Annotated in this window: 12 protein-coding genes; 5 read left to right on the top strand and 7 right to left on the bottom strand. The window is 45.8% G+C overall.

Annotated features, from left to right (window positions below):
- The first annotated feature begins 61 nt into the window (after window positions 1-61).
- From A3762_RS10670 to A3762_RS10655, 4 genes are all read left to right on the top strand, one after another.
- Window positions 62-2629: a DNA translocase FtsK gene (locus A3762_RS10670; protein ID WP_304439282.1), complete on the top strand. Its 2568-nt coding sequence runs from the start codon at window positions 62-64 to the stop codon at window positions 2627-2629.
- 81 nt (window positions 2630-2710) lie between these two features.
- The gene (gene lolA / locus A3762_RS10665) at window positions 2711-3355 is read left to right on the top strand and encodes an outer membrane lipoprotein chaperone LolA (protein WP_197469197.1); all 645 of its coding nucleotides are present in this window, start codon (window positions 2711-2713) and stop codon (window positions 3353-3355) included.
- A gap of 3 nt (window positions 3356-3358) precedes the next feature.
- On the top strand, window positions 3359-4699 hold the full coding sequence (locus A3762_RS10660; protein WP_068755397.1) for a replication-associated recombination protein A: 1341 nt from the start codon (window positions 3359-3361) through the stop codon (window positions 4697-4699).
- A 96-nt stretch (window positions 4700-4795) separates the two neighbouring features.
- Window positions 4796-5488 carry a hypothetical protein gene (locus A3762_RS10655; RefSeq protein ID WP_068481173.1) on the top strand — a complete coding sequence of 231 codons (693 nt, stop codon included), beginning with the start codon at window positions 4796-4798 and terminating at the stop codon, window positions 5486-5488.
- Window positions 5489-5512: 24 nt separating this feature from the next.
- Here A3762_RS10655 and A3762_RS10650 read toward each other — a convergent pair whose 3' ends face one another.
- Entirely contained in the window at window positions 5513-6949 is a 1437-nt protein-coding gene (locus A3762_RS10650) for an amidase (RefSeq protein WP_082869075.1), read from the bottom strand.
- 30 nt (window positions 6950-6979) lie between these two features.
- Complete coding sequence (locus A3762_RS10645; protein ID WP_068475883.1) at window positions 6980-7294, bottom strand: DUF962 domain-containing protein; 315 nt, start codon at window positions 7292-7294, stop codon at window positions 6980-6982.
- A 235-nt stretch (window positions 7295-7529) separates the two neighbouring features.
- On the opposite strand from A3762_RS10645, the gene A3762_RS10640 reads away from it, so the two are divergent.
- On the top strand, window positions 7530-8735 hold the full coding sequence (locus A3762_RS10640; protein ID WP_068755393.1) for a CaiB/BaiF CoA-transferase family protein: 1206 nt from the start codon (window positions 7530-7532) through the stop codon (window positions 8733-8735).
- 27 nt (window positions 8736-8762) lie between these two features.
- Here the strand turns inward: A3762_RS10640 and A3762_RS10635 are convergent, their stop codons facing one another.
- From A3762_RS10635 to A3762_RS10615, 5 genes are all read right to left on the bottom strand, one after another.
- Window positions 8763-10571, bottom strand: coding sequence for an AMP-binding protein (locus tag A3762_RS10635; protein ID WP_082869074.1), 1809 nt, complete (start codon window positions 10569-10571; stop codon window positions 8763-8765).
- A gap of 108 nt (window positions 10572-10679) precedes the next feature.
- The gene (locus A3762_RS10630; RefSeq protein ID WP_068755391.1) at window positions 10680-11510 is read right to left on the bottom strand and encodes an NAD(P)-dependent oxidoreductase; all 831 of its coding nucleotides are present in this window, start codon (window positions 11508-11510) and stop codon (window positions 10680-10682) included.
- A 9-nt stretch (window positions 11511-11519) separates the two neighbouring features.
- The gene (locus A3762_RS10625; RefSeq protein WP_068755390.1) at window positions 11520-13496 is read right to left on the bottom strand and encodes an acetyl/propionyl/methylcrotonyl-CoA carboxylase subunit alpha; all 1977 of its coding nucleotides are present in this window, start codon (window positions 13494-13496) and stop codon (window positions 11520-11522) included.
- A gap of 29 nt (window positions 13497-13525) precedes the next feature.
- Window positions 13526-14344: an enoyl-CoA hydratase/isomerase family protein gene (locus A3762_RS10620; protein ID WP_068755388.1), complete on the bottom strand. Its 819-nt coding sequence runs from the start codon at window positions 14342-14344 to the stop codon at window positions 13526-13528.
- An 11-nt stretch (window positions 14345-14355) separates the two neighbouring features.
- The gene (locus A3762_RS10615) at window positions 14356-15513 is read right to left on the bottom strand and encodes an acyl-CoA dehydrogenase family protein (RefSeq protein ID WP_068755386.1); all 1158 of its coding nucleotides are present in this window, start codon (window positions 15511-15513) and stop codon (window positions 14356-14358) included.
- Window positions 15514-15520 lie beyond the last annotated feature (7 nt).

Genomic DNA, 15520 nt, shown 5'->3' with positions numbered 1-15520 from the left:
GTGTTGCGTAAATTCCATAAGTGGGATTTACCTTTGCTCGTATTTTAGAAAGGTGATTGTTTTGAGTGCTAATCCCGCCCTGGGACAAAAAGTAACAAACTCTAGCGATCAGAAGTTCCATGCTTATGTCTCTCAAGGCGTGCGTGAAGGTGCTCTGATTCTTACCGTTGCTTTATGTGCTTTCTTGTTAATGGCGCTAGGTTCTCATAGCGCAAACGATCCCGGTTGGACGAGCACCGGTACGCAATCGGTTCCACTCAATTACGGCGGCCGTGCAGGTGCATGGCTGTCAGATATCTTGCTGTATTTCTTCGGTTATGTAGCTTATTTATTCCCAGTTTTGATCGGCTTTAGAGCTTGCTTAATTTTTAAGTATCGAAAAGAGGTTCGCGAGACCTACTGGCCGTTAGTGAGTATTCGAGTCATTGGCTTTGTTGTGACTATGCTGGGAGCGACGGGCATATTGGCTATGTACAGTATCTCGGGGCTTGATGATCACGCTGGCGGAATTTTGGGATATGAGTTTGCGGCTCTGATGCTGCAAACGTTTAATCCTTTGGGCGGCACTTTATTGTTGGTATCAATGCTGCTGTTTGGTTTGACTGTATTTACGGGTATTTCTTGGTTGGGGCTAATGGACCGTACCGGAGCCTTTACGATTGCCTGTGGTCGAGTCATTGGAAGAGGCTTAAATCGAGTCTATAGCTTTATCAAAAATTATTTAGATGTTAGGCGTGATCTGCGTGCTCAGCGAAAGTTAGAGCAGGATATTATCCGCAGACAACAAGAGCGCGAAGCCAAACACGAGGCCTTGAAAGAACCGGTTAAGACATTGTCTGAGTCGAAGGCGAGCGTCGAGAAAGTGAAAGAGAAAAGTGCTCCTGCGCTTAAAAAGGTCTTAGGTTTAGCTAAGAAAGCACCGACAGAGACTGAAACTCAGGAAAAAGTCGAACCAAAAGTTTCGCCAAGCACTGATACCGTTGTGATTCAGCAAAAGAAAAAGTCTGCGGCTGAGGCAGAATCAGATGGTAAGTCTATTAAAATTTCTCCGTTTGTTAAGAAGAGCAAACAAGGCAAGCGCCTCGAAGAAGAGCAACAGGGTAGTTTGTTTATTGGACAAGAGTCTGCTTTACCCTCATTAACGCTTTTAGACCCTCCTGAGAAAAACAAAAAGGTAGGGTATTCGCCCGCAGACCTTGAAAGCATGTCGCGCTTGCTTGAAGTGAAACTAGCTGATTTTGGGGTGAGTGCAGAGGTTGTCGAAGTTAACCCCGGCCCTGTAATTACGCGTTTTGAAGTTCAACCCGCGCCTGGCGTGAAGGTGAGTAAGATTAGTAATCTTGCGAAAGACCTTGCGCGTTCATTGGCAGTAATGAGTGTTCGTGTTGTCGAGGTTATACCTGGGAAGTCAGTGATCGGGATTGAGATACCGAACGAGCATCGTGAGATCGTTCGATTTAGTGAAGTATTGAGTTCTAAAGATTACGATGATGCCGCGTCTCCGCTAAGTTTAGGGCTAGGCAACGATATTGCGGGTGACCCTGTTGTTGCAGACCTTGCTAAGATGCCACATTTACTTGTTGCAGGTACAACCGGTTCAGGTAAATCAGTTGGTGTAAACAGTATGATTTTGAGCATGCTATTTAAGTCTTCGCCTGATGAAGTGCGTTTCATTATGGTCGATCCAAAGATGTTGGAGCTTTCTGTCTACGATGGGATCCCGCATCTCTTAACGCCTGTTGTAACAGACATGAAAGAGGCGGCAAACGCCTTGCGTTGGTGTGTTGCTGAGATGGAGCGTCGTTATAAATTGATGGCATCTCTTGGTGTTCGAAATATCGCTGGCTATAACCGCAAGGTGAAAGCTGCAGCTGAGGCAGGTGAACCAATCCTCGACCCTCTATGGCAGCCAGATGAACATCTACTAAATGAAGAGCAGCATCACCCAGAGTTAACAAACTTGCCCTTTATTGTTGTCGTGATTGACGAGTTTGCTGACATGATGATGATTGTCGGTAAAAAGGTTGAAGAACTCATTGCCCGTATCGCGCAAAAAGCGCGTGCAGCAGGGATACACTTGATTCTGGCGACGCAACGTCCATCGGTTGATGTGATCACAGGCTTAATTAAAGCCAACGTTCCGACTCGTATTTCTTTCCAAGTTTCGTCAAAAATAGATTCAAGAACGGTTCTCGATCAAGGTGGAGCAGAGCAGTTGCTGGGTCATGGTGACATGCTATATATGCCGCCGGGCACAAGTGTTCCAGTTCGGGTACACGGCGCATTCGTTGATGATCACGAGGTGCATAAGGTAGTTGATGATTGGAAACAGCGTGGCCAGCCTAATTATCTAGAGGAAGTCCTCTCTGGCGGAGAATCAAGTGACCCGATCGCTGCAGCCTTCGCTGAAGACTCTGGCGCAAGTGAACAAGATGCTTTGTTTGATGAGGCTGTTGCCTTTGTTACGACAACACGACGTGTGTCAATTTCATCAGTTCAGCGTAAGCTGAAAATTGGTTACAATCGTGCGGCAAACTTGGTCGAAGCGATGGAACAAGCCGGTGTCGTAAGTGAGGCGGGTCACAACGGCAGTCGTGAAGTTCTAGCTCCGCCACCACCTGAAGCATAAACTGTTTATTGGCTAACAAAGCCTTAAGTTTTTCCATTTCCTCCTGTGGTATGCTCTTTTCTTTTTTTTGGAGAGCATACCTTGCTGAAATCCCTCTCTTTACGGTTTTCTCTCGTAACGATTTTAATCATTGCCTCTTTTGATCTGTTTTCAAAAACACGCACAGACGCAGATGAATTGTCTGCATTGCTATCTGAATCGGCGGATATTCAGGGGGCATTTATCCAATTTGTCGTTGATGGCAGAGGTACACGTGTTCAAGAAACACGGGGTGAATTTAAGGCTAAGAAGCCAGATCTGTTTTATTGGGAAACAAAAGCGCCATTAGCTCAGAAAATATATGTATATCAGGGTGAAGTAACTGTCTACGATCCCGATCTAGAACAGGCAAGTGTTCAGCTGCTTGGCGATGATCTCTCTGCCACGCCAGCTATGTTATTCAACGGTGATGCTGCATTAATCGCAAATAACTTCATTGTCGAGAAACGCGATGGTGAGGGTGACGAAGCACAGTTTCTTTTGTTTCCCTCTAGTGAAGGGAGTCTCTTTGAAGTGCTTCGTGTTCGTTTTAAAGGTACAACCCTTTCTGACTTAAGAATTACTGATTCATTGGGTCAAGATACGACCGTGAGCTTTATCTCTACATTCGTGAATTCAGGACTGACAGAGAAAGATTTTAAACCTGATCTTCCTGAAGGTACTGATGTGATTCGTCAGGGTGAGTAATACATGTCTGACTTATTCGAACAGACTAGTGCGTATAAACCTCTCGCTGAGCGTTTGCGGCCAAAGAATATCGATGAGTATTTAGGGCAGGAGCACTTACTCGGGCCCGGCGCTCCATTGCGTAAAGCAATTGATATGCATGTGTTGCATTCGATGATTTTATGGGGGCCGCCAGGGGTTGGTAAAACAAGTTTTGCACGGTTACTCGCAACACATTTCGATGTGAATTTTCTCGCGATATCTGCGGTCTTGGGTGGAGTGAAAGAAATTCGCGCGGCCGTTGATAACGCAAAAGCAGTGATGTCAGCGAACCAGCAGCCGACTTTGTTATTTGTTGATGAAGTTCACCGCTTCAACAAAGCGCAGCAAGATGCGTTTTTGCCTTACATTGAAGACGGAACGTTTATCTTTGTCGGCGCAACCACCGAGAACCCCTCTTTTGAATTAAATAATGCTTTGTTATCACGTGCCAGAGTCTACGTGTTAAATGCTTTAGATGAGTCTTCACTCAATATGCTTATTGATAAGGCTTTGACTCATCCAGAAGGATACGAAGGGCAGAATGTTGTATTTTCTGAAGATTTGCGACTGGCTCTCCTGAAGTCTGCACATGGGGATGCCAGAACATTACTGAATTTCCTAGAGCTTGCGATTGATCTTGCGGAGCATTCGGGCGACGCATTGGTTATCTCTGAAGATACGCTTGCTGCTGTGATGCAAACGAGCCTTAAGCGCTTTGATAAGGGCGGTGACGTTTTTTATGAGCAGATTTCTGCATTACATAAGTCTGTTAGAGGATCGGATCCAGACGCGTCTCTGTATTGGTTACAGTCGATGTTGCAAGGTGGCTGTGACCCATTTTATGTCGCTCGCCGAGTAGTTCGTATGGCTAGCGAAGATATCGGTAATGCGGATCCGAGAGCCTTAACGCTCGCACTGAATGCGTGGGAGGCGCTCGAACGATTGGGTCAGGCTGAAGGCGAACTCAGTTTGGCGCAGGCGGTCGTGTATCTTGCGGTCGCGCCGAAGAGTAACGCTGTTTATACGGCCTATAAGGCGAGTCGTTCCTTCGTGCAGAGTGATGTGTATCGTGATGTTCCGATGCATTTACGTAACGCACCAACTAAGTTGATGGCGGAACAGGGAATGGGAGAGGGATATCGCTATGCGCATGATGAACCTTTTGCCTTTGCTGCAGGGGAGTCTTATTTTCCGGAGGAGATTGATGGTACTTGTTTTTATGAACCGGTTGAGCGAGGTTTGGAAATTAAGATTTCGGAGCGTGTGAAAGCTCTGAGAGAAGCCAATAAGACATCAAATAACCAGCGATATTCCTCCGATTAAGGTGGTGCTGCGTCTGATGTATCGACACACGCACATTTTTCATTTCATTACTTCAGTATACTTTTTCCGTTTTTGTTCTAGGAGATTGGTCGCTTCATGAAGCGCTTAGTAGTTGTTTTTTTAGCATTTAGTTCCTTAGTCGTTTCCGATGTTCATGCAGCGCGCGGCGATTATCCTTATTACGGCGGTGTAGAGCTGTTTGCAACGAGCTCGGAGTTAGTGAGTGCAGATGATCTAGACAACACAGTTGCATTTTTTGTCGAAGAAGAAGGTTTGGGTACTCTGGAGAATCAGCGCCGAATCACTTTTGAAGACGCGGGTCATGGTAAGCGCATATACATGGGTGTTTCACCTCATGTCGATTGGGACTGGGAGTGGGGTTATATCGACTTTGGTAAGACACACGGTGGCTATCAAGGTGATTCTTCATCAACGTCTTTAGATATGCGCATGGATGTAAAATCTGAGGGTTGGTTTTTACATGTTCAATATTCACCTCAAATTGCTGACAAGTGGGAAGCTAATATAAAGCTTGGCGTTTTACGCTGGGATGGTGAACGCTATAGCCGCCTCGTGACTGAAAATAATCTTCCTTTTGAAAAGTTCGAAACGGTCGCAGGTATCGATCAGTATTATGGCGTTGGCGTTATGTATGAGTTGAACGAACGCTGGAAACTGCGTGGCGATATTAACCGTTACACGTTTGGAGACGACCTAATAGACACCGTCGGCATCACTGCGCAATTTTGGTTTAGTGGTCGCCTAATCAATAACATCTTCGATTACTAATTCTAGTGATCGAACTCTCAAGCGCTAACTGATTGTTGGCGCTTGAAATTCAAAACCTTGCTTTTCTAACAACTTCGAGAAGTGAATTAACTGATTTTCGCTATGATGTGATGCTGCGATTGACACACCAATCGGCAGGCCGTATTTCTCGTCGATTCCTGATGGCAAACTCATCACTGGATTGCCCAACAAGTTATAAAACATCACAAAACCAAAGCAATAATCTGTGTAGTTATAACTCTGGCCATCGAATTCTATATTGTTGTGTTTGTGATTGTGCTCGAACGCTGGACCTATGCTGGTTGGCGATAAGATAAAGTCGTAATCATTAAAGTAGCGAGAAAACTCAGCAATGCATTCTTTTTGCTCCAGCAAGGCTTTTGAATACTCTCGGAAGTTCATGCTTAGGCCTTTTTTAAGCTCTTGTTTGGCATCAAAGCTAGATTTCTTAAGATCTTTTCCGAATTTAAATTGAAGGATCTTTCTTACTGGCCATGCAAAGTCTTGGGAACAAACGAAACCAAATAACTTGACCCAGGTCTTCAGCGTTTTGTCGGCTAATTGCTCATCAATGCGAATTTTGCTTACTTGCGCGCCTTGATCTTCTAAGCATTTTACGACACGCTGAAGCCCTCGCTGAGTAGGGGCGGAGCATTGAACTCCAGCCAATTCATCGTAATAAGCGATTTTATAATTCGCGAGCTTGTTGTGAATCGGTGTGGATGTCTGAATGTCTAGGTATTGTTGGTATTCAGGTAAGGGTTGATAACAGACCTTATAAATTTGCTCAATGTCGCTAGCGCTTCGCGCCAGAGGGCCGGTGCTGTTTAGCGCTGTAAAACCGGTTCCTCTGTTTGGTAGAGGTGGAACATGGCCATCATGTATATGTCCATTGGTAGTCGGCTTTAAGCCAAACAATCCGCATAAGTTAGCTGGGTTTCGAATAGAACCGCCAATATCGCTGCCAATTTCTGCATAACTCAATTGGGCTGCAAGTGCAGCGGCACCACCTCCTGTGCTTCCACCGGGAGTTCTACGAAGATCGTAGGGATTGTTTGCAGTCGGGTAGAGCGGACCAAAGGTCTGACAATCTGATAGAAGCATTGGGACATTGGTTTTACCTAAGATGATCGCTCCAGCATTTTCTAATCGCTGAGCAAGTACTGAGTTGATGTCAGGCGCATAAGATTTCAGTGGCGGGAAGTTGATCGTACAGGGTGAATTTCGATATACGAACGATTCCTTAATCGTGACCGGTACGCCATACAAAGGTAGATTTGATGGGTCTTCATTCACTAATACCTTTGCTCTTGCAGACGCTTGCTCGCGAAAATCGTGAACGATCGCGTTTAACTTTGGGTTCAAAGCGTCTATGCGTGTATGGGCCCGATCTAGCGTCTCGATAATCTGTTCAGGCTTGGTTTTGTGCTCTGCACTTAGTTCATGGATTTTGTACATCATAAAGCTCGATGAAAGGTCATAGAGGCGTAATTACCAAGGAATGCGTTTTATTAGGATGTCTTTAAACATCACCCAATCGCCAATGAAGCTGTAAAGAGGGTATTTAAAGGTTGCAGGTTTGTTTTTCTCAAAGAAAAAGTGCCCAACCCAAGCAAAGCCATATCCGATAAGTGGGAGTAAAATTAACGCGCTCCAAGCACTATTTAAAATGATCCATGCTAAGGTAAGGATAACTAAGCTGCTTCCAACAAAATGCAGGCGCCGGCAGGTTTGGTTGGCATGTTCAGATAAATAGTAAGGGTAAAACTCTGAGAAGCTCGCAAATGATTCTGTTTTATTATCCATGAGGCTACCATTGTTGTTTTTTTAATTACGGGGTATACGCGTTTTATATTACTGCTAGATCTCAATGATCGCTAGCACTACAGGTTGATCGTTAAGAACTTAAACCTCAGATCTGCTTTTGATTCTCGCTTACTGATAGTGGTGATTAAGAGTTCAATCTTGGAGATTTATATCTGGAGGCGAGTGATGAACTTGGTATGATGTTTTCAATACAATATCAATAAGAAGACTTTCGATGGAACAGACTAGAAAAAGACCTTTGGAAGGCGTCCGAGTTGTCGAGATGGGACAATTGTTAGCGGGGCCATTTACCACGTCAATCTTAGGATATTTTGGGGCAGAAGTAATCAAGATCGAACCGCCCGAGAAAGGTGATCCGATTCGGGGATGGCGACTCACTGAAAATGGCACATCTTATTGGTGGTACAGCATCGGCCGTAATAAGAAGTCTGTGACTTTAGATCTCAAGTCAGACAAGGGTCGGGAGATCGCGGGCAAGCTTATTGAAAAAGCAGATGTTTTGGTCGAAAACTTTAGACCGGGCACGATGGAAAAGTGGGGCTTAGGTCCAGAACTTCTTCGCGAGAAAAATCCTAGTTTAATCTATACACGAATATCGGGTTACGGTCAGGATGGACCGTATGCAAACAAGCCTGGTTTCGCTTCTGTTTGTGAAGGCTTTGGCGGGTTTCGCCATGTGAATGGTTTTGAGAACGAAGCTCCTGTCAGACCAAATCTAAGTATTGGTGATACTTTAGCTGCCATTCACGCGGCCCTCGGGATTGCAATGGCAATTATTGAACGACATAACAATACCGACGGTCTCGGGCAAATTGTTGATGTCGCACTTTATGAGGCGGTATTTAATTTGATGGAGGGTGTAGTGCCCGAATACTCAGGGTGTAGTGCGATTCGTGAACCCTCAGGAACAACCGTGACAGGTATTGTCCCTACGAATACTTATCGTTGCGCAGATAAGAAATACGTGATTATTGGCGGCAACGGCGATTCTATCTACAAACGTTTAATGCATGCTGTAGACCGAGTAGATCTGGCGGAGCATGAGGAAATGCAAACTAATGCCGGTCGGGTTGTTCATCAAGACACCATTGATCAAGCGATAGGGCAGTGGTGTTTGGCGCACTCTTCAAGAGAGATTATTGATATTCTTGAGGCTGAACGCGTGCCCGTTGGGCCAATTTATAACGCCCAAGACATGTTTGAAGATCCACATTATCAAGCGCGTGGCTTGTTCGAGAAAGTTGAAATAAACGGGAGAGAGCTAGAGATTCCGGCCATTGTTCCAAAGCTTAAATCAACGCCAGGTAAAACCGATTGGCCTGGAGCAACGCTGGGCGAACACACAGAAAGCGTGTTGGCTGAGCTTTTAGACTTAGATCAAGCTGGGTTCGCTCAGTTAAAAGAGGAAGGCGTGATCTAATCTTTCCTCCCTCTATTTTCATTGAGCTTAACTTGCTTTGCTCGATAGTACATACATCTCGTCGGCCCAAACAATAGGCTCTTTATTACTGCACCAACCTTCATAATGAGTGCTGTAAGTTTGGTCGACGACATGACGTTTAAGCTTAAGTGTAGGTGTAAAGAAACCGCAGTCTTCAGCCCATGGCTCGGGAAACACGATCATATGAGATATTTTTTCATGGCCATCTAAGCTTGCGTTCACTTCTTTGAGTGTTTGCGCCAAGTTGCTTGTAATATCTTCTTCAGACACATCAGCAGCAGATTCACTTAGATTGATAAGCGCGATTGGTTGTGTCAGACCAAAACCCGTGACCATGACTTGACCGATATTCGTGTTTGCTCCCATTTTATGCTCGATGGGAACAGGCAGAACAAATTTACCTTTGGCCGTTTTAAATGTGTCTTTAACGCGACCCGTAATGATCAATCGTCCTTCATTATCTAAGCGTCCTGTATCGCCAGTTCGATACCAGCCTTCAGGTGATAAGACCTCCGCGGTTTTTTGAGGAGATTTATAGTATCCCTTCATCACCCATGGAGCTTTGATTAGGACTTCTTCGGTTTCTTCATCAATCAATATTTCAACACCATGAAGCGGTCTTCCGACAGAACCGGGGGTAATGTCATCTAAGGTGTTATAGGTGACACCGCCACATAGTTCTGTCGCGCCATAAACTTCTTGGATATTAATGTCGAGTTGTCCGTACCAACGCAGAAGTGCAGCAGATAAGGGCGCGGCGCCCGATACCGCTGACTGCACCGAGCTCAATCCCAAGCCCTTTTTGATTTTGTGCTTAATAAACCGTCCGACTAGCGGAATTTTAAGGAGTTTCTGTAGTTTCTGTTCAGGAAGCTTAGACAGAATACCTTGTTGAATTTTTACCCAAATACGCGGTACTGCAAAAAACTGTGTCGGTTGTACCGACTGTAAATTTGCTGCAAAGCGATCTAGAGACTCACTAAACGAGACTTCAGAACCTGCAACGATTGGACTGACCTCTGACACGACGCGTTCGGCGATATGGTTTAGTGGTAAATAGGACAAAACACGCTCGGAAACTCCTTGATACACACCATAAGCAGGTTTAGCACGTTCGTGTTTCATCACTTGATTCGCACAAGCGTAATCCAGCATCACACCTTTTGGGGTGCCTGTCGTACCGGAGGTATATATGATGGTAAAGATTTCATCTGCAAGAGGCTGATGAGGGTCCGTACAGGGAGCGAAGTCTAATATGTCATCCCATTTATAGTTACAGCCATCTAAAGGACTATTACCTTCAAAGTGAGGGAAGGCAATTGTAGTAATGCTACTGTTAACGCCATGACGCTGCTCTTCCCAGTTTTCGAGTTTGCCGACAAACAATGCTTTTATATCGCTTAGCTGAACGACCTCGTCTAAATCCTTTGCTGACAAGGTCGGATAGAAGGGAACAGATACATATCCACCCATCATGATCGCGATGTCTGCGACAATCCATGCAAAGCAGTTTTTAGACAGCAAACCAATATGATCACCAGGCTGTAAACCCATGGACCGCAGAGCTGTCACGGTACGGGCTGCCATGCGATAGACTTCACCCCAACTGAATTCATGCCAGTGTTCGCCATAAGCTTGGCGTAGATACGTTTTTTGAGGATGCAGTTTGGCTCGTTCGTAGAAAATTTCTAAAAAGCTAGAAGCATTTCGAATGCGGTCATTTTCGATAACGGATACTTTGACTGGCGGAAGATTGCTCGTAGCGATGCTTTGATCGCCATGCACAGAAATATCAATACTAGGTGTCGCTGACATGATGCTTTCCTATGGCTTATTTGTGTTTATTGGCAGCCGATTAGAGACAACATCAAAATGTCTCATACAAGGCATCAGTTGTTTGATGCCTTGCTATTCTTTTAGAGTTTATTCGACAAAAAGGTCTTTCATCAAGGGCTTCGTGTTTTCGTCTGAATAACGGTATTGGTCGAAATCAGTGACACCGCTATTTCTAAGAACTGATTCATCGATTAACAACTCACCTGTTATCGATAGGTTCTCCGAACGAACGACCTCATATGCCGCATCAGCCATGATGGCTGGAATACGACCTTTTTCGAGGATACTTTTACCGCCCCCTTCGAATTCTACCGCAGCCGTTGCAATAACCGTTTGAGGCCACAATGAGTTTACAGCGATGCCATAACGACGATACTCCTGTGCCAAGCTAAGCGTCAGCATCGACATTCCATACTTTGTGATCGTATATGGTCCGTAATGTGCGAACCATTTTGGATCTAAATTCAATGGCGGAGACAAACTCAAGATATGCCCATGCTCTGATTTCTTCAGAAACGGAAGAGCTGCTTTGGACAATGACAAAACAGCACGCGTGTTAATTTGATGCATCAAATCAAAACGCTTCATAGGAAGGTTTTCGGAGTTTGTAAGTTTAATGGCGCCTGCATTGTTAATAACAACATCAATACCACCGAAGTGCGCGGCAGCGCTTTCGACCGCAGCTACAACAGCTTCATCGTCACGCACATCGACCTGTATTGGGAGCGCTTGTCCACCGGCCTGAATAACTTCCTCTGCAACCGTATGTATCGTGCCGGGGAGTTTCGGGTGGGGATCTGCAGACTTTGCCGCGATCACTATATTAGCGCCATCTTGGGCAAACCTAAGCGCCATTTCGCGCCCAATGCCTCGGCTTGCGCCGCTTATAAATATAACTTTATCTTTTAATGTGCTCATTGTGTTTACTTATACTTCGCTCGATTCAACTTCAACAAGTAATTGGCGCAGCTTGACCTGATCGCCTTCGGTGACAAGCACGGACTGAACCGTACCATCAACATCAGCTTTTAGCGGATGCTCCATTTTCATTGCTTCTAGGATAACAAGAGTGTCGCCTTTGCTGACAGCTTGACCTGCTTCGGCAAACACTTTGATGATTGCACCATCCATACTTGCTTGAATTTGGCCATTGCCTGCTGCGCCCGCGGCATCTTTAGCGACGTGCGTTGTATCTTTAAACTGGAAGTCTTCACTGTCAATGCGCAAGAAAATGTCATCGCCACTCACGAGCTTCTGACACGTCTGTCGAATGCCATCTTGCTCGATGACAATTTTTTCTGAATCGCAGCTGATCAGTTTTATGCTGCTTGTCTCTTCACTATCTGCTTGCTTGATCGTATATAGATTATCGTTCTCTTGAACTTGAAGCTTAAGTTCTTTGTCTTGGAACTGTAAGGTGTAAGGCCACTCGCTAGCAGCGCTGTTGCTCCAACCTAGTAGCATTGAAGAAACGGTATTTTTGGTTTGTTTGCTCTTATGAAGGCAAATACAGGCAAGTGCTGTTGCAAGTGGGTTGCTTGCTTGCTCTTCCATGCTTGGATCGGCATTGAAGTCTTGCTCAATGAAAGCTGTTGTTGCTTCGCCATCAATAAAGCGCGAATGCTGCAATACTTCTGATAAGAAATGCGTATTGACGTTCACGCCAAACAGTACGGTTTCTTTGAGTAACTTGATTAAGCGGCGACGCGCTTCCTCACGATTGCTGCCGTAAGCAATCAGTTTGGCTAGCATTGGGTCATAGAACGGAGACACTTCTTGGCCTTCAAGAATCCCTGCATCTGTTCTAGTTCCCATCGCATTGCTGACGCTCCAACGTTGGATTTTTCCTGTCTGCGGCAGAAATTGATTGCGCGGGTCTTCTGCATATAAACGCACTTCAATCGCGTGGCCGGTTAACGTGATCTCGTCTTGCGTTAACGGAAGTACAGCGCCCGCCGCGACGTTAATTTGCCATTCAACTAAATCTGTTCCCGTGATTAATTCAGTAACAGGGTGCTCAACTTGTAAGCGCGTGTTCATTTCAAGGAAGTAGAAGTTTTTCTCTGCGTCGACCAGGAACTCAACTGTACCTGCACCCACATAGTTACATGCTTTTGCAGCTTGCACAGCGGCTTCACCCATGCGCTTGCGAAGCTCTGGATCAACGAACGGTGAGGGGGCTTCTTCCACGACTTTTTGGTGGCGGCGTTGAATCGAACAATCACGTTCACCCAAGTACACGGCATTGCCATGTTGATCGGCAAACACTTGGATCTCGATATGGCGTGGGCTAATGACCGCGCGTTCAAGAATAAGCTCGCCACTGCCAAACGCATGTTCTGCTTCTGATTTGGCGGTGTTGATTTGTGATTCGAGCTCGCTCTCTTCATGAACCAGGCGCATCCCGCGGCCGCCACCACCTGCTGAGGCTTTGACCATTAACGGAAAACCAATACGCTTGGCTTCGCTTAGAAGAGTGTCTAGGTTTTGATCGCTACCTTCATACCCAGGAATACACGGAACGCCTGCTTCAATCATTGCGATTTTAGAAAGACGTTTGCTGCCCATCAATTCGATGGCAGGAGCTGGTGGTCCAATAAATACGATGCCTGCATCAGCACAAGCTTGAGAAAAGTCACAGTTCTCAGACAAGAAACCATAACCGGGATGAACAGCTCCTGCGCCTGTGCGTTTCGCCGCATCCACGATTTTGTCAGCGACTAAATAAGATTCTCCAACAGACGCTGGACCAATACATACCGCCTCATCAGCCGCGAGGACATGTGGTGCGCCACTATCGGCCTCACTGTAGACCGCTACAGTTTCAAACCCTAAATCTTTTGCAGTGCGTATGACCCTTACTGCGATTTCGCCACGATTAGCGATCAGTATTTTGTTAAACATTTTTCTTATCTTCTCCAATACGCTTGTCGTTATTCTGCCCAACTGGCTTTTCGTTTCTGGATGAACGCCATGGTTCCTTCTTGTCCTTCGGCGCCTTGCACGGCTGACGCAAAATTTTTCGCTGCGCCATCAAGTAAGGATTCAAGAGGTTGGTGTCCGACGCTTAAGATCAGTTCTTTAGTTGTTCGATTCGCTTGTGGCGCACAATTTTTAACTTGAGAAAGAGCAGTCTCAAGCGCCGTTTCTAAGGCTTCGTTTGAATCTAAACATTCATGAACAATGCCTAATTCTTTTGCTTCAGTACCTTTAAAACGCGCACCAAATAATGATAAGCGTCTTGCTTGTGTTAAGCCTATGCGTGTCACAACAAAAGGTGCTATTTGCGCTGGTGGTATACCCAAGCTTGTCTCTGGCAAGCCAAACTGCGTGCTATCAAGGCACAACGCAAGGTCAGAGATGCATACTAAGCCAAAGCCACCGCCTAGTACTGCGCCTTCAGCCACAACAATCAAGACTTGCGGGATTTGGTTGACAAAGGTAATCATGCGCCCAAATTCTCTGTTTAATGCGTAGAAAGGGTCTTCATCACCTTCAGCTTTTTGCCCTAGCGCTGCACGTGCATTTGCCATGTCTTTGATGTCGCCACCAGCGCAGAAATGACCCTCTGCGCCGCGCATGACCACAACGCGAATATTTTGTTCATGCTCAATAGCTTTGAATACCGACATCAATTCTTGAACCATTTGAAGGCTCATCGCGTTGCGTGTCTTGGGTCGGTTCAGCGTGATCTGCAAAACATGGTCTTGCAGATCAATTAGTAAGGTTTCGCATTGCGGAAGCGTTGTCATTCAGTCGCTCCTTACTTCTTTTTCTTCGGTAGGGTGCCCATCAGCTTACAAATAATGCCAAGCATAATTTCGTCAGCACCACCGCCGATAGATACCAAACGAATGTCGCGCATCGCACGCGAAACAGGGTTTTCCCACATGTAGCCCATACCACCCCAATACTGCAAGCAGCTGTCCGCAACTTCACGGCCGAGACGGCCGGCTTTAAGTTTCGCCATAGAGGCTAGCATCGTGACGTCTTTTTTGTTGATGTATCCTTCAACGCCTTGATAAACCATGCAGCGCAGTGCTTCGATTTCTGTTTGAAGTTCGGCTAAACGGAAATGAATCACCTGATTATCTAGCAGAGGCTGTCCAAAGGTTTGGCGCTCACGACAATAATCAATGGTTTGGTCAACGCATTGTTCGAGCCCTTTCAAAATGTTTGCAGCACCAAATAAACGCTCCTCTTGGAATTGAAGCATCTGCATCATAAAGCCTGAACCTTCTGCGCCAATTCTGTAACGCTGCGGAATACGAACGTTATCAAAGAACACTTGTGCGGTTTCAGAACTGCGCATACCAAGTTTGTTTAGGCGTGGCGCTACTTCGATACCAGGCGTATTCATTGGAACAACGATTAAGGACTTATTCAGATGTACTTTGTCGTCAGAGGTGTTGGCCAATAGGCAGATATAGTCTGCTTTCGGGGAGTTTGTAATCCACATTTTTGTACCGTTGATGACATAGTCATCACCGTCTTTTTTTGCAGTAGTTTTGATCGCGGCGACGTCTGAACCAGCGCTTGGTTCTGATACACCAATACAACCAATCATGTCGCCACTGATAGATTGCGCTAAGAACTCTTCGCGCAACTCGTTTGAGCCAAAGCGCGCGAGGGCAGGGGTACACATATCAGTTTGAACACCGATCGCAAGTGGCACGCCGCCACAATGTGCCGCGCCAAATTCTTCGGCCGCTACGATGTTGTAGCTGTAATCAAGGCCCATGCCGCCGTATTCAGTAGGCTTACTGATCCCAAGAAGCCCTAAATCGCCAAGCTTCTTGAACATTTCTTTCATTGGGAACTCGCCCGCTTTTTCCCACTCATCACAATATGGGTTAATTTCGTTTTCTACGAAGTTCTTAACGGTGCGTCGTATCTCGTTGTGCTCTTGTGTAAAAATCATGTGAATT

This window comes from Oleiphilus sp. HI0125, from assembly GCF_001635355.1.
This window is presented reverse-complemented; position numbering and strand designations above follow the sequence as displayed.